The 23,853-nt window shown below is 57.8% G+C and carries 20 protein-coding genes; 5 read left to right on the forward strand and 15 right to left on the reverse strand.

Going from position 1 to position 23,853, the window contains the following annotated elements; genetic code table 11:
- Positions 1-84: 84 nt before the first annotated feature.
- From BLW50_RS29755 to BLW50_RS29800, 10 genes are all read right to left on the reverse strand, one after another.
- Positions 85-1,056 carry a GGDEF domain-containing response regulator gene (locus BLW50_RS29755; RefSeq protein WP_170850468.1) on the reverse strand — a complete coding sequence of 324 codons (972 nt, stop codon included), beginning with the start codon at positions 1,054-1,056 and terminating at the stop codon, positions 85-87.
- Entirely contained in the window at positions 1,053-3,893 is a 2,841-nt protein-coding gene (locus BLW50_RS29760) for a hybrid sensor histidine kinase/response regulator (protein WP_090710665.1), read from the reverse strand. The genes BLW50_RS29755 and BLW50_RS29760 overlap by 4 nt, the downstream gene beginning before the upstream one ends.
- On the reverse strand, positions 3,890-4,306 hold the full coding sequence (locus BLW50_RS29765) for a hypothetical protein (protein WP_139267789.1): 417 nt from the start codon (positions 4,304-4,306) through the stop codon (positions 3,890-3,892). Before BLW50_RS29765 ends, BLW50_RS29760 begins: the two co-directional genes overlap by 4 nt.
- A gap of 658 nt (positions 4,307-4,964) precedes the next feature.
- Positions 4,965-5,957, reverse strand: coding sequence for an ABC transporter substrate-binding protein (locus tag BLW50_RS29770; protein WP_139267790.1), 993 nt, complete (start codon positions 5,955-5,957; stop codon positions 4,965-4,967).
- A gap of 41 nt (positions 5,958-5,998) precedes the next feature.
- Positions 5,999-7,117 (reverse strand): ABC transporter substrate-binding protein, encoded by a 1,119-nt coding sequence (locus BLW50_RS29775; protein ID WP_170850469.1) that lies wholly within the window; start codon positions 7,115-7,117, stop codon positions 5,999-6,001.
- A gap of 43 nt (positions 7,118-7,160) precedes the next feature.
- Entirely contained in the window at positions 7,161-8,960 is a 1,800-nt protein-coding gene (locus tag BLW50_RS29780) for a thiamine pyrophosphate-binding protein (protein ID WP_090710676.1), read from the reverse strand.
- Positions 8,961-8,978: 18 nt separating this feature from the next.
- Entirely contained in the window at positions 8,979-10,070 is a 1,092-nt protein-coding gene (locus BLW50_RS29785) for an ABC transporter ATP-binding protein (protein ID WP_170850470.1), read from the reverse strand.
- 8 nt (positions 10,071-10,078) lie between these two features.
- Positions 10,079-11,851 (reverse strand): ABC transporter permease, encoded by a 1,773-nt coding sequence (locus tag BLW50_RS29790; protein WP_090710680.1) that lies wholly within the window; start codon positions 11,849-11,851, stop codon positions 10,079-10,081.
- A 4-nt stretch (positions 11,852-11,855) separates the two neighbouring features.
- Positions 11,856-12,941: an ABC transporter substrate-binding protein gene (locus tag BLW50_RS29795; RefSeq protein ID WP_170850471.1), complete on the reverse strand. Its 1,086-nt coding sequence runs from the start codon at positions 12,939-12,941 to the stop codon at positions 11,856-11,858.
- Between the two features lie 315 nt (positions 12,942-13,256).
- Entirely contained in the window at positions 13,257-13,826 is a 570-nt protein-coding gene (locus BLW50_RS29800) for a MarR family winged helix-turn-helix transcriptional regulator (RefSeq protein WP_139267791.1), read from the reverse strand.
- 89 nt (positions 13,827-13,915) lie between these two features.
- Between BLW50_RS29800 and BLW50_RS29805 the strand changes: the two genes are divergently transcribed.
- Positions 13,916-15,073 carry an FAD-dependent monooxygenase gene (locus BLW50_RS29805; RefSeq protein WP_090710915.1) on the forward strand — a complete coding sequence of 386 codons (1,158 nt, stop codon included), beginning with the start codon at positions 13,916-13,918 and terminating at the stop codon, positions 15,071-15,073.
- 41 nt (positions 15,074-15,114) lie between these two features.
- Here BLW50_RS29805 and BLW50_RS29810 read toward each other — a convergent pair whose 3' ends face one another.
- The 4 genes from BLW50_RS29810 to BLW50_RS29825 form a co-directional block, all read right to left on the reverse strand.
- Entirely contained in the window at positions 15,115-15,435 is a 321-nt protein-coding gene (locus tag BLW50_RS29810; protein ID WP_244544537.1) for a SorB family sulfite dehydrogenase c-type cytochrome subunit, read from the reverse strand.
- A 17-nt stretch (positions 15,436-15,452) separates the two neighbouring features.
- Entirely contained in the window at positions 15,453-16,670 is a 1,218-nt protein-coding gene (locus tag BLW50_RS29815; RefSeq protein WP_090710686.1) for a SorA family sulfite dehydrogenase catalytic subunit, read from the reverse strand.
- Positions 16,671-16,751: 81 nt separating this feature from the next.
- Positions 16,752-17,552 carry an anti-sigma factor gene (locus BLW50_RS29820; protein ID WP_090710689.1) on the reverse strand — a complete coding sequence of 267 codons (801 nt, stop codon included), beginning with the start codon at positions 17,550-17,552 and terminating at the stop codon, positions 16,752-16,754.
- Entirely contained in the window at positions 17,542-18,045 is a 504-nt protein-coding gene (locus BLW50_RS29825; RefSeq protein WP_244544529.1) for an RNA polymerase sigma factor, read from the reverse strand. The genes BLW50_RS29820 and BLW50_RS29825 overlap by 11 nt, the downstream gene beginning before the upstream one ends.
- Before the next feature lie 533 nt (positions 18,046-18,578).
- Here BLW50_RS29825 and BLW50_RS29830 point away from each other — a divergent pair.
- Together BLW50_RS29830 and BLW50_RS29835 are read left to right on the forward strand one after the other, a co-directional pair.
- Entirely contained in the window at positions 18,579-19,067 is a 489-nt protein-coding gene (locus BLW50_RS29830; protein ID WP_210186184.1) for a nuclear transport factor 2 family protein, read from the forward strand.
- Positions 19,064-20,194: a cobalamin-independent methionine synthase II family protein gene (locus tag BLW50_RS29835; RefSeq protein WP_090710692.1), complete on the forward strand. Its 1,131-nt coding sequence runs from the start codon at positions 19,064-19,066 to the stop codon at positions 20,192-20,194. The genes BLW50_RS29830 and BLW50_RS29835 overlap by 4 nt, the downstream gene beginning before the upstream one ends.
- Before the next feature lie 146 nt (positions 20,195-20,340).
- Here the strand turns inward: BLW50_RS29835 and BLW50_RS29840 are convergent, their stop codons facing one another.
- Positions 20,341-21,705, reverse strand: coding sequence for a formimidoylglutamate deiminase (locus BLW50_RS29840; RefSeq protein ID WP_090710694.1), 1,365 nt, complete (start codon positions 21,703-21,705; stop codon positions 20,341-20,343).
- A gap of 118 nt (positions 21,706-21,823) precedes the next feature.
- Here BLW50_RS29840 and hutI point away from each other — a divergent pair, with 118 nt between their 5' ends.
- A complete protein-coding gene (gene hutI, locus BLW50_RS29845) occupies positions 21,824-23,038 on the forward strand; it encodes an imidazolonepropionase (protein ID WP_090710698.1) in 1,215 nt (404 codons plus the stop codon).
- Positions 23,023-23,841 carry an N-formylglutamate deformylase gene (hutG, locus tag BLW50_RS29850; RefSeq protein WP_090710700.1) on the forward strand — a complete coding sequence of 273 codons (819 nt, stop codon included), beginning with the start codon at positions 23,023-23,025 and terminating at the stop codon, positions 23,839-23,841. Before hutI ends, hutG begins: the two co-directional genes overlap by 16 nt.
- Positions 23,842-23,853: the final 12 nt, after the last annotated feature.

Consider the following 23,853-nt stretch of genomic DNA (forward strand, 5'->3'; position numbering starts at 1 on the left):
CCCTCTTCCTATCTGCGAAGCATTCGGCTCCTCGTTGAGCGGATAACGTCGCTCAATGGTCTGAGACTCCCGATGACCTGTTAATCATGCGCGATCGCGCCTAACGCGATCAGTCAGCGGGCCGTCAGACAAAATGGACGGGACCAGCTCGCCAAATATGATACCCCTGATCTGATTCCTCCCGGCAGCCTTACTCTGATAGAGCTGGTTGTCTGCCTGAGCCACCCACAGGTCGGGCAACATTTCTGGCGCGCATTGTGCACTGGCTACGCCCACACTGATGGTGACATAGGAGCTAACAGCCGAACTCTCATGCGGTATGTTTAGTGCTTCGACTTGGATCTGGATTTCACGGGCCACCGTCATCGCCGCGTCAGCGTCGGCGCCTGGAAGGACACAGGCAAACTCCTCGCCGCCATAGCGGGCTGACAGATCGGAGGCACGCTTGACGGCTCGATTGAGAGCCGCTGCAATCATCGCTATGCATCGATCACCAGCTGGATGGCCGTAAGTGTCGTTGAATTGCTTGAAAAAATCGATGTCCAGCAGGATTACCGAAAGCCAGTCCCCCGTCCGAGCGAGCCGGGCGGTTTCAACTTCCAACGTCCGTTCCAGGCGCCGCCTATTACTAAGGCCTGTCAACGCATCGACCACCGCCATTTCGGCGAGCTGATCGCGTAAGCGCTTTAGTTCGACATGATTACCGACACGTGCGCGCAGAATAACGGGTTGAATAGGTTTAGTAACATAGTCGATCGCCCCCAGGGAAAGTCCTCGGACCTCGTCTTCTGTATCGCCCAACCCCGTCGTGAAGACCACCGGCACATCGGCCAGCAACGCTTCCCGCTTCAAGCGTTCGCAGACCTCGAAGCCGTCCATGCCCGGCATCAAGATGTCCAACAAAATGAGGTCAGGCAGAATGGCCCGAGCGATTTCCAACGCTTGCTCACCTGAGGTAGCGAAAGAGATTTCGTAGTTGTCTTCCAAAGTGGCGTTCATGATCTCGATATTGGAGATTTCGTCGTCCACGATCAATATCGTCGGTCTTTTGATCATGCCAGCGTCGCCTTCTGGTTCTCTCTTTCACGCGAGGTTTCCATGTCTTGCTCGAGAAGCGTAAGCGCACGATCGTAGTCGAGACTATCAAGCGCCTGACCGATCGGATGGCCCTCGCGTTCCTCGCTCGACAGACCCATGACAGTAGCAAGGCTACCGAACGCTGATCGCGCTTTGAGGCTGCGGCGTTTGATTTGCTCCTTCAGACTTTCCCGCGCCGCGGCCAACGTTTCCACATCGACAGCTCTGTTGATCATGGATGGAACGGCCACTTTCGGAGCGGCAATCTGCCGTGCGGCCGCAATTGCAGGTGCGATTGCCAGCTCTAAAGCCTCAATCCGATCGAAAATCTCATCCTCATTCTGCAGTGCGAGTTTTCTCTCGACATCGGCTGCTATCGCCTGGACATCGATAAGCTCTAGAGATCCGGCGATGCCCTTAAGCGTATGGGCGAGACGTCGCGCCTCGGCCATCTCGCCGTTGGAAATCATTCTCTTCAGATCGCGCGCGACTTCAGCGTAATTGTCACCAAAATTAACGATCAGCTTGCGCAACAGTCCCGTCTTGCCGTTGACGCGTTTAAGCGCGGCCGCAATGCCAAATGGAGGAAGTTCAAGGGGCAAGTCAGTGCTGGCCGGAGAAGCACCATTCAAGACACTCGGCTTTTCCTCTGCTTTGCGATGCATCGTTTTGAGCCAGCGATCGAGTGCCTGCACCAGAATAATCGGTTCAACCGGCTTGGAAATATGATCGTTCATACCTGCAGAAAAGCAGCGTTGACGCTCTTCCTCATAGGCATGTGCGGTCATGGCGATGATGGGAAGGCGATCATACGACCAGTGTTCACGTATGACGCTGGTAGCTTCGATACCATCCATTTCCGGCATTTGCACATCCATGAGAATGGCGGCGTAATCCGAGCCACGCTCATTCATCCGCTCACACGCGATTCGTCCGTTTTCGGCGACATCAACTTGCAAGCCGGCATCAACCAACAATTCGGTCGCGATTTCGCGATTGATCTCATTGTCTTCAACCAAGAGTACGCGCAATCCTCTGAGCGGCGCGGCAACCATAGGCAACGCATCTTCGGTGGCTGTAGCAACCGCGCGATCTTTGCCTAATTCAGGAAACAACTCGGTCATCGTATCGAGTAGAGCGCGCGGGCGCACTGGCTTGGTTAGGAATGCGGCAATATCTGTTTTGCCGATCTCAGCCATGAACTCGTCCGTGCCATAGGCCGTGATCATCAACGTAATTGGGAGTTTGGGAATTCGCGGATTCGAACGCATGACCTTGATCGTCTCCATGCCGTCCATAACCGGCATCTTCCAATCGAGAAGAACGAGATCATAAGGCCGGCCCGCATTGCCAGCATTCTCCAAGGCACCGATCACTTCCGCCCCCGATGCCACCAGATCCACAGGCATTCCCCAATTGAGGAAAATCTCTTCGATGATCTGTCGCGCGGCGGGATTGTCATCCGCAATCAAGATACGCAGCTGAGAAATAGCTTTCGACGGCATAACAGTGGCCGCCTCCGCGCCGTCATCGAGCGACATGACGACATAAAAGGTGAAAGTACTCCCGACTCCCGCCTCGCTCTCGACCCGAATTTGTCCGCCCATCTGCTCAACAATCTGCTTCGAAATAGCGAGACCAAGACCAGTCCCGCCGAAACGGCGGGTAGTTGAGCTATCGACTTGGGTGAATGAACTGAAGAGCGACGCTTGTTGCTCCAGCGTCATGCCGATTCCTGTGTCGCGCACCGACAATTGGATTGTGGCTTTGGCAGCATCGCTTTCAATGAGATTCGCGGCGACTATAACAGTTCCGTTCTTGGAAAATTTGACGGCATTGCTGAGCAAGTTGAGCACAACCTGATTGAAGCGCAGTTCGTCTCCGACCAGCATTTGCGGTATTGCAGGGTCGATCCGAGTCTCTATCGTCACGCTCTTCGCACTGGCATCGCCAGCAACGAGGTGAATTTGGTTTCTGATCGATTCGCGTAGAGCAAACGAGCGTTCTTCGAGCGTCAGCTTGCCCGCTTCGTTCTTTGAGAAGTCGAGAATATCATTGATCAGGCGCAGCAACGAGACACTCGCACCATTGATTTTAGCGATATAGTCGTGCTGCTTTTGGTTCAGATTTGTGCGCTGGAATAGGTGACAAAAGCCCAGAATTGCATTCATTGGCGTGCGGATTTCGTGGCTCATATTGGCCAGAAAGAGACTCTTGGCACGATTGGCGTCCTCTGCGTCGCGCGTGCGCTCTTCAAGCACCTTGTTCTGCACCAAAATCTCCGCGCTCATACGGTTGATGCGCTCGAAGCTCTGTACGACCATATTGCTGACCCACACCAGAACGGCGGTCTGAAACGCGACAATGGCCGCGTGAAGCAATACGCGCGCCAAATTTCCTTCGCCTGGAAAGACTGCGTAAGGCAGCAAGAAGAGAAGAATGAGATGATGCAACGCGATAGCAGTAGCGGCCAGAAGCAACGCGCGCCTATCAAACCAGGCAATCGTCAACGCCAGCATCGCGAAGAAATACATGTGCGCATCCATCTGCCAAGCGTGCCCGCTCAGCAGAAACAAAAATAGCGCGGGCTCCCCAACGAGAGCGACTGCGGAAAGATAGCGAGTCACAGGCGCAATACCGTTACGCCTGTAGGTCAGATGGTAGGCTCCAGCGAGAAGTGCACCGGCACCCACCGCCGCTATGATGGAATGTCCGGTCAGTTCGGCCACTACGCCAAGGACTGGAACATGACCCCACAGGAGGAAGACGAGGAAGCGGCTAAAGCGTACACGCAGGCGATCAAGCTCAGTGCTCATTTGGCGAATTTCCCGGTTTTCGAGTCGAAACAACCGAAAACACGCGGCGAAGGAAGAACAAGCCAGGCGCCGGCGTGGCGTGCGTTGTCCGCAAAATCGGGACGCGATGAGGCTGCAACGATGACATTTTCGAAGCGACCTGCCTCGACGATCTCGCCGTGGGCCATCCCGACGAGGCTCATCGTTTGGCCGAGGCTCGACCAGGGCGCTGCGACAACCAGATATTGTCCGCTTTTTTCCGCGGCCGAAAGCGTTGCAGCCAACAGCCCGAATAGCCCAACTGTGAGCAGCATTGCTGCTGGAGTAAGATCCCGCAGGGTCAGGCCATCTTCACGTGTCGGTACCAGAGGAACAGCACGGAACTGATCTATTTCTATATACCCTCGGAACTTCGCGACGCCCGGCATATCCACTATCGCTCCCATTCTGTGGACGAGCTTAGTTGTCGGCGCTTGCGATCTGGTTAATGAAATAGCAACCACTCCATCTGGACATCCCGCCAGCGAACATTAGTCGCTACACGACAAGATACTCGTGACTTGCTCTATTGGCGGTCTTTTTGCCCCGAGCCGACCCTGTTGGAGCTATCCCATCCAGTGACGCAACGGCATGGCACCCACAGCGGCTTGATGGGTAAAATGCTGGCAGAAAGGAAAATGACGGAGAGCGGACTTATTGGGCTAAGATCATCAATTATGCCAATAGCTTGCCCACCCTGCACCGTGACAGAGGGTTGTTCAGCAGATGCCTCGCTGACACCCCGAACTGTAGGTGAGCTCCGCCGATATAAAGCCAGTCCCTAGGCTGTCCAGCGCATAGACCGGATTGATGAGCAGTTCCGACGTCGAGGCGCGAACACATCGAACAGCGAAATTGAAGAAGCGCCTCACCATCGATTGCCCGCTGCTTGTAAATCCAGTCGCAATCATGCCGGATAAACTACAGACAATTTGATCAATCGTTTTCAATTGCAGGATGATCGTCCACTATGGGCATCGCCGCTGCTCCCGTCCTTAACAATCAATCCGCGCCACCCCCATCACGTCGGCAGTTTATAAGCCCTCAATATTTTTAAACTTTCGCAGCAAGCCCATCGATAGGCAGGAACACCTCTTCCGGCGTCATCGGCTTAGCGAGGAGCCCATCTTCGACGAGATAGTCACTAAACGCGGTCAGGGCTTTACGATTTCGCGCGACCCCATAAAGCCATGCGTCGCCACCGAAAAGATCGTGGATTTCTTCGAGATGTTCGTCGAGCCATGGGAGCATGAACTGCAGGGCGCCGGTAAAGCGCGCGCGGTTCAACGCAATAGTTTTAGCTTGCTCGCAAGCCTTGTAGACATTGTTGGCTAGCCAAGGGTGGGCCTTATAAACGCTATCCTTGATCACCATGGCGTGCATGATCGGGAAAATGCCGGTATCTTTGAAGTAGCTCCGTTCGATCTCATGATAATTCGGGAATAAACGCGCTACGTCTGGACTCGTGCGTAGCGAAGCTGGTTTGATCGCACCAATCAGCGCATCGATTTCGCCTGTGGCGAGCATATCGCTCAACGAGCGTGTATTGCCCGCATGCGCAACTTTGAGACCCTTCGGATGGAAGCTTGTCGCCTCCCCGCCGGCTACACCCTTCTCGTTGACTCCGCCTTCCACCCATTCGACGTCTTGGAGTGACACGCCATATTCGCGGCGCAGCAGGCCACGGATCCACACGGCCGCCGTCATCTGAAAACCTTGGACACCAATGCGTTTTCCAGCAAGATCCTGGGGCGTCTTGATTTTATGGCGATTGATGAAGATGTAGGAATGACGAAACATCCGCGACGGAAATACCGGCACGGTGAAGAAGCGCGCCTTGCCGTTTTGCCGCAGGGCATAGCAATGAGTTAGCGACATTTCGGAAATGTCGAACTCTTGATTCTGCAGCATGCGCGCGAAAACTTCCATCGGCTGCTGCACCGCCATGGGGATCAGATCAATCCCATCAATCGCAACAGCACCGTCGTGGATCGCGGCCATCCTGTCGTAGGGGCCAGTACAAAATGAAAGTGATAAGCGCGACATAGACGTTTCCCGAATTGGTAAGGTTTTTAGAGATCGAACACTCAACGTTTAGCCTGAGCGAGAATCTTGACGATCTGCTCGACGGTCGGCCCAATCTCTGGATGGGCCTGCCACCAGGGGATCGTCACATCGGTGAATTTAACGCCAGCTGCTTCATATTTGGCGATCAGCTTGGCCATTTGTGATCCGGAATAGAGCGCCAGATCGAGTTTGGCCTCGTCCCACAGCATTTTCTGGCCTTCGACGCTATGGGCGAAAAGCGTGAAGAGTGTTGCTGATGCCGGGCTGCGTGCATGACGTGGCACTTGGAAGTAGAAATAGCGCCGCGCCGTTGCGTCGGGCTGCAATACGATGTCGAGCGGTGCACCCTTCTCCTGGAAAATGGTCAGCTTATCGCCGACGCAATCAAGGACGAAGGCGGAGAATTCATTAACGGCAACGCGCTCGGTATCGGTGCAATTGATGAAGCCTCCGATCTGTGGCGCGAGATCGCGGACATATTGCAGGGTCTTTTCAGGCCCCCACATGCCATTGGCGGCAAGACCATCGAACCCGGCGCCAAAGACCGTGGTGGCGACCTTCCCCTTCCACTCCGGCTTGAGAAAATCGAAGAAAGTTTTTGGGGGCAGCTTGGTCGCATCAGTATTGTAGAGAGCGCCAGTCAGGCCGGTGACCACCTTGAGGGATGTCCCGTCGGCATCGATCATCTGCGTTGTAATACGGCCTGGCGCCAGTTCCGTCCAAGCGATCGGCAGGAACATCTTGCGATCAAGCAACGGCACCAGCTGAGCGGCCGTGCCCATATAGAGATCGGAGAAAGCCGGCTGGTTCGATTGGAATTCGACCAGCAATTGCGACGCGATGCGCGCCAAGGCCTCGATCGGCGTGAACCGCAATTCAATATTGGTGCCATAGCGCTTGTTCATCCGCGCCACCATTTGGCGCGCTAGGCCACTGCCACCTAAAGTCGCCTCCCCCCAGGAAAGGCGTAACGTGCCCTCCTTCTTTGCCTGTTCGACCAGTGCTTGAACGGCGGGCGGATCGGCCTGTGCCAACGCCGGCGCAGTCGACGCTGCGAAGCCGGTCGCCAATCCTAAGGCACCGACCAAGCCGCGCACGTATCTGGAGAAGCCGAAAGTCAGCAAGCATCGTTCTGTCATGACGGAACCCATCGATTTCCACTATTTTTGAGCAACCCAGCCGTCAGGAGGCCTTCTCGCGCTCCGGCTTATATTCCGCCAGCCGTGACGGCGAGCCTGCGGCCACATGAACGTCGATCACGCACACCTTGCCGGACTTGACGAGGGCCAAGCCCTTTTCAACGGCCAGCCTCAAAGCTTCAGTGGTCTCCACCGGCCCGATCACTTCCGCGCCATAGCCTTCGGCGATCTTACGAATATCGACGGCCGGATCTTCCATGCGTTGGCCGATCCAAGCATTGGCCGGTTGCCGGCCGCGTTGCTTGGCGACGCGAATCTGGATCAGCTCGTCGTTGAGATGCGACCGATTGTTGGAGACGATCAGCAGAGCGGCAATTCCGTAATGCGCCGCCGTCCACAGAGCCGTCGCACCCTGGATGAAATCGCTATCGCCGATGACGCCAACGGCGACCCGATCGCTGTCCATCAAACCAAGCGCGCAACCGATCGTGTTGCCCGGTCCCGAACCGACGCCAGCTCCACCATCGTTGCCCAGATAATCCATTGGATCGGCGAAATGACAGACGTCCGGGGATGTGCCGAGCGGCGTGCGCATCAAAGTGATCTTATGAAGCGCCCTCGCCTCCTGAAGCGCCCAGCCGATGTCCTCGAGCTCCACTTCCGCCCCGGCCGTCATTGCCGGACGGACCGCCGGTTTCAAAGCAGCGCCCAGTGGCGAGCGGCTCTTGCCCGCGAGCTTTTTTTCGAGGATCGGCAGCAGATGCCGGACAAAGACGTCCGGCTCCACTTGGAAAGGGAGATCGCATGGCGCCAATCCGTAACAATCCATATTGATAGCATTGTGGACGTAGGAATCGACCGAAGCGCTGATGATTTGACGTTCTCCAGCAGGCAGCATTTTCATCGCACTGCCAAGATCGATCCAATCGAGCGCGACGATCACGTCTGCTGATTTCACGTGATCGATCGCCGTGCGGAAATGGTAGCCGATGCAGCGATGCAGCGGATGATCACAGGGAAATGCTGCCGCGGTCTTCAAATCGGTCACGACACCAGCACCTAGCAGTTCGGCAAGTCGAACGCGATTGTCCCAGTCGGCACGACTACGCGAAACGCGCCCCATGAGCAGGACGGGCTGCTGCGCCGCGATTAGCAGATCAGCGGCTTGCTCGATCGATTCCGGTGAAGGAACCGGTGCGTCAGCCGGTAGGAAACGGGAAGCCGGCGGCAGATCAATCTGCTCGTTCAAGGCATCTTCCTGCAAGGCGGCGTCGAGACAGATATAGACCGGGCCCTTCGGCGCGGTACGGGCGATGATATTGGCGCGATACATGGCCTCGACCAGGGCACCGACCGAGCGCGGCTCGTCATCCCACTTCGTAATGCCACGGACATAGCTTGCTTGATCGCGCGACGTATGCAGCCAGTTGATCCACGGCACCCGGCGTTCGGCATCGGCGGGGCCGCCAGCACCGACGATATAGACCGGCACCCGATCGGCCCAGGCATTGAAGATGCCCATGGCACCGTTCAACAGGCCAACATTGGCATGCAGGATGCAGGCCATCGGCTCGCCCGTGACTTTGCCGTAGCCGTGCGCAATGGAAATCACCTGATTCTCATTGAGGCAGAGCAGCATGGTCGGATCATCATTACCAAGCATGTTGACCAGACTGTCATGCAGGCCACGAAAGCTGGATCCGGGATTGTGGGTCACATAACGCACGCCGATCCGTCGCAGCATTTCCGCCGCAACGTCGCTTCCCCAGCCTATGGCCGTGTTATCACTCGGTTCGGCGATGTCCCGCTTCAATGCAGCGTTGGACGATTTCTGTTCTCCCATAACGGACCTTTCCGGACGTCAGTTCGGCCGCATCAGCCGGCAATGGTTGGAGGCGATCGTCAGAGACACCGGCGCGCCAATCACAAGATCAGCCTCTCGCGATGTTTTGATGCGTAGATCTGTGCCATCGATCTTGACGGCACACTCCAGCGCATCGCCTATGAAAACGGCCTGTCCCAATAGACCTTGAACGATGTTGTTGCCTCGATCCATCGAGCCGCCGATCTCGATGTCTTCAGGCCGGACCGAGACCATCACCTGATCACCTACTTTGACAGCAAAAGGAGCCTGACATCGCAGACGACCGATCGTCGAGGCCACAACGGCTTCCCCCGCTGCTTCGGATTCCACCGTAGCGCCAAAGACATTGCTCTTGCCGATAAAGGACGCCACGAAAGGCGATGTTGGGGCGCTGTAAATGACCTTGGGCGAGGCCTCCTGCATGATATTGCCCTCGTTCATCACCGCCACCACATCTGACATGCTGAGCGCTTCGATCTGCTCATGGGTGACAAACAGGGTGGTGATTCCAAGCCGCTCGATCATACTGCGAATCTCGAGTCGCATCTCTTCGCGCAGCTTGGCATCAAGATTGGAAAGCGGCTCATCCAACAGCAAAACTTTCGGCTGTTTGACTAGAGAACGCGCCAGAGCGAGCCGCTGCTGTTGGCCGCCGCTGAGAAACGGTGCAGGCCGCTCAGCGAGATGATCAAGATGTACGGTCGACAGGGCTTGCATGACCCTGTCACGGACTTCTTTCTTACCAACCTTCTCTACACCCTGCCGCAACGGAAAGGCGACATTCTCGAACACGGACATATGCGGCCAGATCGCGTAGGACTGAAACACCATGCCGATGGGGCGCTGATGCGGTGGCACCCAGATGCCGTCTTGCGAAGAAAACACCTTCTTGCCGTCGATCAGGATTTCACCGGAATCGGGGCGCTCCAGGCCAGCAACACAACGCAAAGTCGTTGTCTTGCCGCAACCGCTCGGCCCCAGAAGCGTGTAGAGCTCGCCGCGATTGATACGCAAATTGACCTTACGCACAGCATAGAATGCGCCTTGGGCCGAGCGATAAGTCAGTTCGAGATCCTTGATTTCCAACATGATACTTCTCAGGCTGAGAGCGCGCCGCGGCGTTTGGCGATGAACCAGTAGATGACGATCAGGGGAACAACGAGCAGCATGCTGATGACGGCCAGCGCCGATGCGCGGCCTAATCCGCCGCTCGACCATAGCGACCACACGACGACCGGCAGCGTGACGTTGCCGGAGCTCGACACCACAACAGCAAGCGTCAGCTCGCGATAGGTCAGCAAGGCGATCCACAACCAGGCATACATCAGTGTCGGCGACAGCAACGGCAGGATCACCGAACGGAAAGTGCCAAATCCCGTCGCACCACTGATCTGGGCCGCCTCCTGCAATTCCTTATGGATCTGAATCAGACCGCTGTTGGTCATACGCGTGCCGTAGCTCAATCGCGCCACGACGAAGACCAGCAGAATAAGCCAGATCGTGCCGTAGATTGGAATGAAGGATTGCAGCAGGTAGAGCGCCGCCAGAAGGGCGCCGATTCCAAAAATCACGTTCGGCACCGCATGGGGGAGAAAGGCGATGAAGTCCGCCGTCTTGCGACCCGGCGCGCGTGTCTTGAGTACGATCCAGGAGAAAGCAACGCTGATGACGAGCGTAATCGTCGGCGTCAGCACCATCAGGATCAATGTATTGCCGAGCGCCTCCGTCGCCAGCCCCCATGGCACGGAATAATAATTGTTCAGGGACATCGCCTTGAAGGCGCGCAGGCTCGGAAACTGGAAGAAAGGTAACAGAGAAGCATAAACGAGCAGCACCAGCGGCACCAGCTTGCTGAAACAGAAGTAGAGAATGACACCGGTCCAGGCAGCGATGTTCCACCGACCGAGCTCAATCAGTTTCGGCTTATAGGCTTTCCCGGTGACGACCGTGTAGCGGTATGCCTTGCGTTGCATCAGGGAATAGAGATAGCCGAGCAGGCCGGCGATAACGATTACGACAGCACTCAGAGCCGCTCCCAGACCATAGCGCGGCAGGCCTTCACTGCCATTGATCACCGACAGCAGAAAAGTGCTGAAGGTAAAAATGCGATTGCCCCAACCGAGCACCGCTGGCACGTCGAATGCCGCAAAGCCGATCACAAAGACATAGATGGCCGCCGCCAGAATACCAGGCCAGGCGAGCGGCAGCGTAACTTTCATTATCACGCGCCACGTCTTCACCCCGTGGGTGCTCGCGGCTTCCTCGAGGGAAGGATCCATGGCGCGAAACACCGCCGCCGTCATAACGAAGATGAGCGGCGCCAGGCTCAATCCTTGCACCCAACCCATGCCGGCGATGGTCATGATGTTGAACGGCGATTCGACCAACCCGAAGAGATCGCGCAGCCACGTATTCACCACGCCAATGCGCGGATGCAGCAGATAGAGCCACCCCATGGCCGAGGCAAAACCCGGGATCAGCAGGCCGATGCTCATCAGCGACAAGAGGACGGTTTTTCCTGAAAAGTCGGTTCGCTCCACCAGCCAGGCTCCGATCAGCCCGAGCGGCATGGCCACGACGAGCGTCGCGAAGCAGAACTGCAGCGTGTTCCAAAGAACAGTTAGAACGAACGGGTCCTCGAAGACCTTATGGTAGTTGGCTAGCGACAACGCTTTGTCGGCATCGCCGGGCAGGCCCTCGACCAGGCTCAGCCAGCCGACAATACCGACCAGACCTAGAACGACGGCGCAGGACCCGACGACAATCGTGCCGGCAATGGCCGTGAACGGATCGAAAGGCAGCCTCGCGAGTAGGCCCCTGCTCACTTCCGTCGGTTTGCCTTGAATTTCAACCGGGCTCACCAATGTCATAGGATCACTTCGACTTCGTACGCAGCAATTGAATGATCTCTTCCTTGGTCTTTTCGACTTCCGGATTGGCGGCCACCCATTCGACCGTCACATCGGTGAATTTGGCGCCCTGCGCCTTGAGCGCATTGACCTCATCGCGGCTATGCGATTCCGGCAATTCATCGAAATCGAGCCGCTCGAGATCCCACAGCGCCTTCTGGCCCTCGGGCGACATCATGTAAGTAACAAAAAGCTTGGCGCCCGCCATATTGGCGGCATTCTTTGGCACCGACAGATAGTAGTAGCGGCGGGCGGGCGCATCGAGCGGGATCATGCGCGCGATCGGCGCGCCCTTATCGTGCCACTGGATGGCAAACTGACCGAGGCAATTCATCACGAGCCCCGCATATTCACCGGTCGCGATCCGCTCTGACTCGGCACAATCCATCAAGCCACTGATATTTGGCAGCAGCCTCCTCACGTAATCGAGCGTCTTCTCGCGGCCCCAGACACCGTTGGCGGCCAACACGTCGAAGCTCGCGGCATAGGCGGTCGTCGCCAGCTTCCCCTTCCATTCTGGGCGCAGGAAATCTTCGAGGGTTTTGGGCACCATCGGCGCCAACTGCGTGTTGTAGTCGGCCCCCGAGAAGCCCGTCGCAACCTTGATGGACCTACCGTTGGCATCGACGGCATTGGTCGGCAGACGACCTGGCATCAATGCATTCCAGTCAATCGTTGCCAGGAGATCACGCTCCAGAATCGGAACGATCTGCGCGGCTGTCGACAGCCATACATCGGTAAAGGCCGACTGCTTCGCCGCATATTCGGTGGCGATCCGGCCGCCGACGCGCGCGAAACCAGACATGGGAATAAAACGAATGGAAATATTGACGCCGTATTTCTTACGGATCTCAGCTTCGAAACGTTTAGCGCCGGCAGAACCGCCGAAGGACGATTCAGCCCACGCCAAATTCACGATTGGATTGGCCTTCACGTCGTCCAACACGGCTTGCAACGGTTGCGGAACAGCTACTGTCTGCGCCTTTGCGCCAAACGTCAGCGCCGCCAAGACCGCGACACCCATCAAGCGCGTCAACACCGCTCGCGACATGATCGCCCCTCCCGTATCTCGGCGCATATCGCCGAAGATGGATGACGAGAATGTGTGTGAAGCTGTTTACAAAGTCAATTGCTTTGCGCGCGCCTGCATGACGAAATGATTGGCGTGGAATGCTGATGGTATATGCGCTTAGCGCTATTTCGCACCGCGTTTAGCCGGTGAAACTATTTGACGACGCCAAGATGCGCGCCAACGCATCGCACAAACCTTTCGGACACAGGTATTTGTTACCATCATCTAAACGGTATCGCGGCCATGCTCATACCCACTCATTATAGCTCGGTACATGATACATCTTTCCGAACTTTAGAAATCGACCTCCTCGCCGCTGGCTTGTTGCTCGTCGGTCAGGTTGCGCCGCGAATTGTCGGTCAGCCGTTTGACCAGGTCGAGCAGCATGTCGCTTTCAGCGGAACTCAACCCTGTCGTCAGAAGTCGATTATATTCGGGCCATTGCTGTTTAATTTTTTTGTAAATGTCCCTGCCGCCAGAGGTCAGGGTCAAGATCACTTCGTTCTGATTGTCGGGATTACGGCGGCGATCGACCAGTTTCAGTGAGACAAGCTTGGTCACTCCCCGGCTCATCTGACTCTTGGCAAGGCCGGCACAATAAGCCAGCTGATCAAGCGACATCGGGCCGCCCACGCCAAGGTGCGAAACGATCCATCCGTCGACAAGCGCGAGATCAAAGAACCGTTGAAATCTCAAAGCCGTGATACGGCGCATGAGATTGGACAGTGTCATCATGCGGGCGCCGAGCGTCATCGAATCGATCAAGCTTGATGTCCGTTCGCTGCCATCCCCTCTGCTGTCTTTTGGAGCAACGGGCCGCACCCCGGCTTTTGCTGTCTTCACCGTTCTGGACGTCTTTGCCATCTCGTCAGGTCTTTCGTTAGCCAGCTATTCAGTTGACGATGTAAACTCATTGCTATACTCGATCCGTTGTCAAAGCGAGGATGGACGGCATGGCTTCTCGACAAATTGCGATCGTGGGAGCGGGTATCGGAGGCATGGCCGCAGCGATTGCTCTGCATCAACGTGGTATCTCCGTTGCCATTTTCGAGCAAGCGCAGGCGTTCCGTCGCATCGGCGCGGCGATCAATTTGACGCCCAATGCGGTTCGCGTTCTCGATGGTCTCGGCATCGGCCAGCATTTGCGCGCAGCCTCCTTCAGTCCCGAATTCCGCGTCAGCCGCACCTGGGACACGGGCGAGGAGACCCTACGCCTCGAAATGGGCGAGCTGGCGTTGCGCAAGTATGGCTCTCCGCAGCTGATGGTGCATCGCGCCGATCTGCTCTCGGCACTTGAGAGCGCCCTACCTCCGGGCGCCGTTCATCTCAATTCAAAACTGGTCAGAGTCGATCAGACGACCGATGGCGTCACGATTCATCTCGAAGACGGCACGCAGAAGCGCTTCGACGGCCTCATTGCCGCAGACGGCATTCATTCGACCGTGCGGCAGATTTTCTTCGAGGCACCTGATCTCACCTATACGGGCATGGTTGCGTACCGAGACATCTTTCCGACCGCGCGCCTCGAAGGCTATGAATATCAATCCTTCGTCAAATGGTGGGGCCCGACGCTCAAAAGCCAGCTGGTGACAGCAGCCATTAATAATGGCGAGGAACTTTTCGTTTTCGCCACCAAGGAGGAACCGGAAATCAGCCGCGAATCCTGGTCGGCCAAAGCCGATATTGAAGATCTGCGTGCCGCCTTCGCCAGTTACCATCCTGACGCGCGGCGCGTGCTCGCGGAATGCCAGACGCCGCTCAAGACAGCTCTCTATGTCCGCGCGCCCTTACGCAACTGGGAAACCGGCCGTGTCGCCTTGCTCGGTGATGCCTGTCACGCCATGGTGCCTTTCATGGCTCAAGGCGCGGCTATGTGCCTGGAGGACGCCGCCGTTCTGGCTCGCTGCCTAGAACGTGATGAAGACATCGCCTCATCACTCAAGGCTTATGTCGCCGTTCGAAAGCAACGCGCTAGCCGCATTCAGCAAGCTTCGACCGAGAATGAATGGCTGCGCAGCTCCGGCAATGCCGATTGGGTCTACGGTTATGATGCCTGGGACGTCCCTATAGACAGCCTGTTCAATGGCCTTGGTGCACTGGGTGCAGATTAGAACTGGCACCTCCAAGCGGGAGGCGCCAGTTGCTTCAAATGTCAGTAAGTCTGGCCGAGATAATCCGCGATGGCTTTCGCATCCTTGTCATCGATCGGAGCTTTGTAGACCTTGATCATCTTCTGGACCTCAGCGTCCCAAAAAGCATGTCCCTTCTTGCTCGGCTGGTAGTTAATGTAGTCGAGCGAATGGCAAGCGACGCAGTTGTTTTTGGCGGCTTCGAAGCCCGGCTCAGGGCCTGGCTTGAGTGTCGCTGTTTCGTCTGGGAGCTGGTAGGTCTTCGGAGCGGCGAGCACAGTTCCTATGCAAGCAAGTGCCAGGATAAACGCAGCGCCAAGCGCGCGGGGACGGCGAGTGATCATTGTCATGATATTCTCCCTCATGCTGCCATGACGCGCGTCGTCTCAACGACGTTGCGCATATAGCCAGACGGATTCCAGAGCGGCTGCATCGGCTGAGACTGCCCTTTGGCGTTCGTCGCCTTGACCATCAGCTTCTGCTCGCCTGCGGCGACGACGGCATTCGCCGTCCATTCGCGGAACGAGTACTTGCCGAGATTTTTGCCGAGGCTGGCCTTGACCCAGGACTGGCCACCGTTACCGGAAACCTGGACTTCCGCAATGCCGTCCCCGCCGTCGAAAGCGATGCCACGCAAGGCTAGTTTACCTGCCTTGACCTTTGCCCCATCCTGCACGTTGGTGATGAACGAGCGAACATTGAAGCGGTTGATCGGGATTGTTGCGATGGGCGCTTTTCCGGGCTCGACACAGGCACAATCATTGTCGGGAATCCGATAGGCCGTCTTCATCCAGAAGCTATCGAGCTCCTTGTCGAGCACAGTGATCTCGTTCAGATGCTTGACCCAATAGGTACCATAGTAGCCCGGCACAACCAGGCGCAGCGGATAACCATTGAGCCAAGGTAGATCCGTCCCGTTCATGGCATAGGCGAGCATGACTTCGCCGTCGCGCGCGTGATCGAGTGTGAGCGCCTTGGTGAAATCGGGCGTGTCAGGGGCAACCGGCCCATCGAGGCCCGCGAAGGCGACCTGAACCGCGCCCCCCTGGACCCCTGCTCGCTCAAGTATGGCCTTGAGCGAAACGCCGCGCCAACGGGCATTGCCCATGGCACCGTTGCCAAGCTGGCCGCCGGCGACACGCGGCTCGACGAAGCCTCGGCTGTTGCCGGAGCATTGGTTGACCGCAACGATCTCAATCGCGGGGAACGTGCTTCGCAGTTCGTGCAGCGATAACGAGAGCGGCTTAGACACCTTGCCCTTCACCTCGAGCCGGAACAGCTCCGGATCAATTTTTGCTGGAATATCAGCAAGATGATAGCGAACAAAGAACGCATCGTTGGGCGTAATGACGCCGTCGTTGAAGACCGAAAATGGTGTCTCCAGCTGCGGCGGACGGGCGGTTTGTTGTATTAAAGGACGCTTGCCCGGCACTTGGACGAGCTGGCGTTCGCCATTTTCGAAGGGCAGTTTGACGGATTCGGCAGCCATGGCCGAGAACCGAAAGCCGCCGATTGCCACGGCTCCCAAGCCCAAGGCGGCCCCGCCGGCAGATGTCAACATCTGTCGTCTGTTCAACATGGTCTTTCTCCCGAGGACATATTCCTCAGTAGATAGAGACGCACGAAAGCGTCATTTTATTCCATGACGCGGAAAGGTGGCTCAGGCGCCGCATGGCTGTCCGATATTCGGTACCTCCCTAAGGGCTGCGATCTGCTCTTCGGTCGGCACCTGCTTCTGGCGTGTGAGCTTGGCAATGAGGTCAGCGAAGCGGTCAAGGCGAGCCGGATCCATGCCACGGCTCAGCAATGCATAATCCGCTTCTGTCGTGCTCCAGGCGCGTATGCGCAGCCCATCGCGGTCGGTTGCAACCGGCGTCTCCCCCCAGCGTCGCGAATGGGGTGCCATCCACAGCCCAAGCCGGCAGCCATGCTGTCCACGATAGCCAGCGAGCAGCCCGCCATCGCGCGACGTCGGGTCAAGTGATAGGTAAGCGAGCTCCAACGCGGAAGCGCGCAGATCGGGAAGGCGCCCGATTTGAGCGGAGGTAAGATCGACCTGGATGCGTTGGCCAGGCGTTCCTTCTTGCTGTTCCGCAATCCAATGACGATGAGCCGCGACTGCCGCGGCGAGCGCGCCGTCCTCTCTTGGCGCTGGATCCAAGAAGCGCAGTGCGCCGAGACCGATGCCGAATGCAAGGATCAAAACGACCGCCATGGACAGAGCCCATTTCAGGCGGCGCTGGCGCGGCAGCGCGAACGCTGGCGCTGCCGCCTCAGGACGCAGAAGACGCGTAGTGGCATGCAGACGCGACAACGTCGCCAAACGTTCAGCCAACCGAGGATCGCGAGCGATCGCCGCCGCTACATCGGCAGCCTCGCCTGGCAAAAGCTCGCCGTCGAAATAGGCGTTCAACTTGTCCCAGGAAATCTCGCCGTCCGGGGCGGAACTGTTACCCTGCATGTCGGCGTCTCGCTTCGAATGGGCGCAGGTTCTCGCACTCGATGACGGCCAGCAAGGCCTGTCTCGCCCGACTGAGTCGGCTCATGATCGTTCCCTGCGGCACACCCAGGATGGATGCGACCTCTCCATAGCGGAAGCCAGCCAGATCGACCAATTCGATGATCTCGCGATGGACAGGCGCGATCTGCTTCAATGCCTGCCGGACGGTAATCTCTGCGATAATGCCGTCGTCATAACGATGATCGATCCTGGCATCCTCCAGCGCATAGTCTCCTTCCATCTGCTCATCCAGAAGGCGGTTTCGCCGATAATTATCAATCCAGGCATTGCGAACGATTTTGAACAACCATGCGCGCACGGCTTCTGGACGTGGCTGCGCCCCTAAGGTCCCAAGTGCTTTCAAGGCGCAAGACTGAATCAGATCCGCGGCAACATCGGGATTGTCGGTCAAGCGGAGCGCGTAGGAGAAAAGACTTTTCCAGTTGTTGCGCAACGCTGCTTCTATGATCTCTCTCAGAGCAGCACCTCTTGGTCCATAGCTCTCTCGTTCGACCGGGGCTTCTGCATGACGCAACCCGCTGCACAGAAGCAAATCAAACTATCATCGAAGATGATGATCCCAACGACATCACGGCATAGTTAATTCGTCAACTCGACCCGGCTAACGGTCTTTGCTTCCGAGCATCAGCCGGCTTTCGAGACGCAAAACAGGACATTACGGCCCACAGGGCGTGGCCGATTCGGCGCAATTGCCCCAGCACTGCGGCTCGGCCCGACAACCGTAGCCGATACCCATGGAACTGATGGCCCGCCTGTCGAACTGGTCACAGGCCTCCCTGTTCATCTGCTCGCTGCAATCGATGTCGTCTTAATCAGGCCGAAAATGCTGCCGCGAACACGAATCTATGGCTAGCTAAACACCTAGCCCTCAGCCGCCAGATTCGCGCGTGACGCCTGGGGTTCTCACCATGCCGGGCCGAGCTTGTCGGTCATGAGTTACCTCTATAATGTGGGCTGCATCCGCAAATGCGGGCTGCGGAGGATTTCGCCCGTCGAAATGCCCAGCGGTTCGCGCTACAAGCCACGGGTTTCATGCAGCCGATTGACCGCCTCATCGCCGAACAGGACATCTCCCGTCTCATCACGCAATTTGGCCTACTCAACGATTCCGCTGACTGGGCCGCCGTCACCGCCATGTTTACCGACGACGCGCGGTTCATTCGCCCTGCCGGCGGCGATCCGGTCGTCGGGCGTGACGCGATCCGCGCCTCGTTCGAAAGTCGTCCGCCGCGCAAATCCTGCCACCTCATCACCAACATCGTCGTCGACGTGATCACGACGGACGAGGCGTCCGCGCGCTCGACGCTTGTGCTTTACGCCGCCCCCGCCGGCGCATCCGAAGCCAAGTCTCCAGCGCTCATTGGGGGCTTCCGCGACCGCCTCGTGCACACGTCCGATGGCTGGAAATTCGCCGAACGTACGGGCTTTCTCGATCTCAAGGTTTCTCTCGCATGACGTTCATCGACACCACCCACGTCGGCAGCCTGCCGCGCTCTGCCGCGCTGACGACGGCGCTCTTAAAGCGCGACCACAGCGAGCTTGTGGACGAAGCCGCGTTCGACGCGCTGGTGACTGCGGAGATTGAAGAGACCGTGCGCGCACAAGTCGATGCAGGCGTGACGATCGTTAGCGACGGTGAACTCGGCAAGGTTGGCTATTCAACTTATATCACACAGCGCCTATCCGGTTTCGGCGGCCATGCGGAGCGGATACCGGCCAAAGATCTCGCCGATCTGCCCGATCTGCGCCAAAAGCTCGCGGCCATCATGGGGACGCAGGCATTTACGCGCGCGGCCTGCATTGGACCCGTGCGGCTGGTCAACTTTAAGCCGGTCGAAGATGATATTCGCCGCTTCAAGACCGCTATGAGCAAAAGAAGCGCGAATGTCCGCGGCTTCATGAACGCGGCTTCGCCCGGCCTCATTACCGCCTTTCAATCGAACAAGTTTTATCCGACGCACGAAGCCTATCTTGTGGATCTCGTCGACGCGATGCGGCCGGAGTACGAAGCCATCGTCGCAGCGGGGTTCGATCTTCAACTCGATGCGCCTGATCTCGCGATGGCGGCACATACCGGCTTCCAGAATCTGAGCGAGGCGGAGTTTCTGAAGCGTGCGGAACAGAATGTCGAAGCGCTCAACGCGGCGACGGCGAACATTCCAGCCGAGCGCATGCGCTTGCACATTTGCTGGGGCAATTACGAAGGCCCGCACGATTTCGACATTCCCCTTGAAAAGATCCTTTCCATCGTGCTGAAGGCGCGGCCGACGCAGCTTCTCTTCGAAGCGGCCAATCCACGCCACGAGCATGAATGGATCGTCTGGCGCGACGCGAAACTACCGGCAGACAAGGTTCTTGTTCCAGGCCTCATAGACACATGCTCAAACTATATCGAGCATCCTGAGCTCATTGCACAGCGTATCGAACGATTCGCCGGGATCGTTGGCTCTGAACGCGTGATCGCAGGCACCGACTGCGGCTTTGGTACGTTCGCCGGTTATGGCAAGATCGATCCCATCGTGACCTGGAAAAAGTTACGCGCGCTACGCGAAGGCGCTGACATCGCGATAGCCAGATTGTAAGCCATTTAGCCTGAGCTCTTATACAAGGTCGCGGGCTAGCGGCAAGCAATCACGACCTGAAGCAGTCTGACAGGCGACAAACGTACTATTAAGATCGACGTGCCCCTCGCCAATGCTCGGACTGCCACTCGTAGGCTCTACCGCCGTCATGCATCGAGTAGCCTTTTCATGACGGCGCGATACCGCGCATGCACTTCCCTATGGCAACGATGGTGACCGTCTTCGACCACTCTCACTCCTGAAGTAAAAACGGTACGGATCGCACTGCGTCCGGCAGAGAATATCCATGCATCAAACCAATGATCGGATGGTAGTCCCGCAAATCCCGCATGTTCGCCATCCAGCACGACAATATCGGCGCGATGGCCAACTGCCAATGCGCCGACCGGATGCCCCAAAGCCTGGGCGCCGCCTTTCAGCGCCTCCGTATAAAGACGCAGACCAGTCGACTCGCCTTCCTCTACCGTGATGACATTACGCGCACGCTTCACGATGCGTTGGCTATATTCGAGCTGGCGTAGCTCACCCGGCGCATCGATCTCGATGTTGGAATCACTACCGATGCCAAATCGGCCATTGGCGGCGAGATAAGCGGCGCCACTAAATGCACCGTCGCCAAGAGAGGCTTCAGTCAACGGACATAGCCCTGCTATCGCGCGCGAGGCGGCCAGGCGTTGCGTCTCCGTCGCCGTCATATGCGTTGCATGTATGAGACACCAGCGTTCATCGACAGGCACGTGGTCGAGCAACCATTCGATCGGGCGAGAGCCAGACCAAGCGACACAGTCCTCTACTTCCTTCATTTGTTCGGCCGCATGAATATGAATCGGACCGCCCGGCACTGCCTCTAACACGGTGCGTAGGGTTTCGGGCGTCACGGCCCGTAGCGAGTGCGGCGCGATTCCAACCACTGCCGCGGAAAGGGGCGCACAAGCGGCCCGTGTCCGCTCAACGAGCCGCAAGAAACGCTCTGGATCATTGATAAAGCGACGTTGATTCTGAGCCGGAGGCAAAGCACCGAAGCCGGCATAGCCATATAGAACAGGCAAGAGCGTCAGGCCGATTCCAGTCCGCTCGGCAGCGGCGGCAATGCGAAACGCTATTTCTCCAAGCTCGTCATAAGGTTTACCGTCGGGGGCATGGTGCAGGTAATGAAACTCGCCGACCGTGGTGAAGCCGCGCTCCAACATCTCGATATAGGCGAGCGCGGCAATCGCTTCGATATCGTCGGGTGTAAGCCGATCAAGAAAGCGATACATCACCTCGCGCCAGGTCCAGAAACTATCGCCAGCCGGCTCACGGCGTTCCGCTAATCCTGCCATGCCGCGCTGGAATGCGTGACTATGCAGGTTCGGCATTCCCGGCACCGCAAGCCCCGGCACCATTTCCGTCACCGTGGATAACGCGTCCGGTTCAATTTCGGCAATGATGCCATCAAGTACCTGAACCCGAACATTGCGCGCCCATCCGCCCGGCAGCCAAGCGTGCTCAAAGACATACTGACGGTACATGAGATTCTTCCTCCGTGACACGACCACCAATTATTATTGTATAGACAATTGCAGCTCCCAGCAATATTGTATATACAAATGAACCGAGCGAGCTGAAACAACAGTCGGAAAAAATGTAATGCGCTTCGATACCATTTGGCTCGACGCCCGGCTTGTCACCCTGGACGAAACCCGCCCCGAACTCGGCGTCATCGAGAATGCCGCCATCGCGGCCAAGGACGGCAAGATCGCATATGTCGGCGCGGCAGCCGATCTTCCGACCGGCTGGGACGCGGTGGAGCAGGTCAAGCTCGATGGTCGCTGGATCACACCGGGGCTCGTCGATTGCCACACCCATTTGGTGTTCGGTGGCGACCGCGCCCATGAGTTCGAACAGCGCCTCGCAGGCGTTTCCTACGAGGATATTGCTCGCGCCGGCGGCGGCATCGCCTCCACGGTGCGGGCCACCCGCGCGGCCACCGAAACCGATCTCATGCGCGCGACCCTGCCCCGCCTCGACCAGTTGATGTCGGAAGGCGTCACCACCATCGAAATCAAGTCCGGCTACGGCCTCGACCGCGAATCGGAATTGCGCATGCTGCGCGTCGCGCGAGCGCTTGCCCATGATCGCCAGATCGATGTCGTCACCACATTCCTCGGCGCACATGCGCTGCCGCCTGAATATGTCAATAAGGACGCCTATATTGAGGCGGTCTGCGCCATGATTCCCGAAATTGCCCGCTCCGGCCTCGCCGATGCGGTTGATGCCTTCTGCGAAGGCATCGCCTTTTCGCCCGAGCAGGTGACCCGCGTCTTCGAAGCTGCGAAGGACGCCGGGCTTCCCGTCAAATTGCATGCCGACCAGCTCTCGAATCTACATGGCGCGGCCCTGGCCGCACGATATGGCGCGCTCTCGGCCGACCACCTGGAATATACCGATGAGATCGGTGCCGCTGCCATGGCCCAGGCCGGAACGGTCGCCGTGCTGCTACCGGGCGCATATTATGTCCTGCGCGAAACACAATTGCCGCCGATCGAAGCGTTTCGTCGACACGGCACGAAGATTGCCATCGCTACCGACTGCAATCCCGGCACGTCGCCCCTCACGTCTCTATTGCTGACGATGAATTTCGGCGCCACCTTGTTCCGCCTCACCATCGACGAGTTGATCGCCGGTGTGACGCGCGAGGCCGCGCGTGCGCTGGGGCGCCTCTCCAGTATCGGCACTCTCGAACGCGGCAAATGGTGCGACCTGGCAATCTGGAACATCGAACGGCCGGCGGAGCTGGTCTACCGGATCGGATTCAATCCGCTTGAACAACGTGTGTGGAGAGGTCAATGCAAGACTGGCTGACGGTCAACCGTGGAAAGGCTCCACTCGTTATTTCGCTACCGCACACCGGCACCGAGTTGCCGGCAGACTACGAGACCCAGCTCGTCTCCCCCTGGCTCGCGCGCAAGGATGCCGACTGGTGGATCGACAAGCTGTACGACTTCGCTGGCGAACTCGACGCCACGATCGTTCACACGGCAATTTCGCGCACCGTGATCGACGTGAACCGCAATCCATCGGGCGATTCGCTCTATCCAGGTCAGGCAACCACGGAGCTGTGCCCCACGACGACCTTCGACGGCGAGCGGCTGTACAAACCCGGCCAGGAGCCGACCTCGGATGAGGTCGCCGACCGGCGGCGGCGCTTCTTCGAGCCCTATCATACCGCGCTGGAGAACGAGATTGCCCGCCTAAGCAACCTCCATGGGCGCGTCGTTCTTTATGATTGCCATTCCATCCGCTCGGTGATCCCGCGCCTGTTCGAGGGCGAACTGCCGGTGTTCAACATCGGTACCAATTCAGACACCAGCTGCGATCCCTTGTTGGCGGCGACGATCGAGAACATCTGCGCCACCTCGCCATTCAGCCATATCGCCAATGGCCGCTTCAAAGGCGGCTGGATCACGCGGCGCTACGGGCGGCCGCAGGATGGCGTCCATGCCGTGCAGATGGAGCTTTCCTGTCGCGCCTATATGCGTGAGCCATCCGGGCCGGTTGGCGAAGACAAATGGCCGACGCCGTTCGATGCGGTCTATGCGGCGCCTGTCCGCACCACGCTGACCACCATTCTGAACGCTTGTCTGCAGTTCGCGAAACACCCCTGATTCTTATCCATT

The sequence above is a fragment of the Beijerinckia sp. 28-YEA-48 genome, assembly GCF_900104955.1.
Lineage (GTDB): Bacteria > Pseudomonadota > Alphaproteobacteria > Rhizobiales > Beijerinckiaceae > Terripilifer.

Excerpts from the sequence above, each read along its gene's own strand:
- BLW50_RS29810 (WP_244544537.1), bottom strand. The coding sequence starts at position 15,435 with ATGATCACTCGCCGTCCCCGCGCGCTTGGCGCTGCGTTTATCCTGGCA.
- BLW50_RS29805 (WP_090710915.1), top strand. The coding sequence starts at position 13,916 with ATGGCTTCTCGACAAATTGCGATCGTGGGAGCGGGTATCGGAGGCATG.
- BLW50_RS29790 (WP_090710680.1), bottom strand. The coding sequence starts at position 11,851 with ATGACATTGGTGAGCCCGGTTGAAATTCAAGGCAAACCGACGGAAGTG.
- BLW50_RS29795 (WP_170850471.1), bottom strand. The coding sequence starts at position 12,941 with ATGTCGCGAGCGGTGTTGACGCGCTTGATGGGTGTCGCGGTCTTGGCG.
- BLW50_RS29835 (WP_090710692.1), top strand. The coding sequence starts at position 19,064 with ATGACGTTCATCGACACCACCCACGTCGGCAGCCTGCCGCGCTCTGCC.
- hutI (WP_090710698.1), top strand. The coding sequence starts at position 21,824 with ATGCGCTTCGATACCATTTGGCTCGACGCCCGGCTTGTCACCCTGGAC.
- BLW50_RS29775 (WP_170850469.1), bottom strand. The coding sequence starts at position 7,117 with ATGACAGAACGATGCTTGCTGACTTTCGGCTTCTCCAGATACGTGCGC.
- BLW50_RS29770 (WP_139267790.1), bottom strand. The coding sequence starts at position 5,957 with ATGTCGCGCTTATCACTTTCATTTTGTACTGGCCCCTACGACAGGATG.
- BLW50_RS29760 (WP_090710665.1), bottom strand. The coding sequence starts at position 3,893 with ATGAGCACTGAGCTTGATCGCCTGCGTGTACGCTTTAGCCGCTTCCTC.
- BLW50_RS29840 (WP_090710694.1), bottom strand. The coding sequence starts at position 21,705 with ATGTACCGTCAGTATGTCTTTGAGCACGCTTGGCTGCCGGGCGGATGG.
- BLW50_RS29785 (WP_170850470.1), bottom strand. The coding sequence starts at position 10,070 with ATGTTGGAAATCAAGGATCTCGAACTGACTTATCGCTCGGCCCAAGGC.
- hutG (WP_090710700.1), top strand. The coding sequence starts at position 23,023 with ATGCAAGACTGGCTGACGGTCAACCGTGGAAAGGCTCCACTCGTTATT.
- BLW50_RS29800 (WP_139267791.1), bottom strand. The coding sequence starts at position 13,826 with ATGGCAAAGACGTCCAGAACGGTGAAGACAGCAAAAGCCGGGGTGCGG.
- BLW50_RS29755 (WP_170850468.1), bottom strand. The coding sequence starts at position 1,056 with ATGATCAAAAGACCGACGATATTGATCGTGGACGACGAAATCTCCAAT.
- BLW50_RS29780 (WP_090710676.1), bottom strand. The coding sequence starts at position 8,960 with ATGGGAGAACAGAAATCGTCCAACGCTGCATTGAAGCGGGACATCGCC.
- BLW50_RS29815 (WP_090710686.1), bottom strand. The coding sequence starts at position 16,670 with ATGTTGAACAGACGACAGATGTTGACATCTGCCGGCGGGGCCGCCTTG.
- BLW50_RS29820 (WP_090710689.1), bottom strand. The coding sequence starts at position 17,552 with ATGCAGGGTAACAGTTCCGCCCCGGACGGCGAGATTTCCTGGGACAAG.
- BLW50_RS29830 (WP_210186184.1), top strand. The coding sequence starts at position 18,579 with ATGCGGGCTGCGGAGGATTTCGCCCGTCGAAATGCCCAGCGGTTCGCG.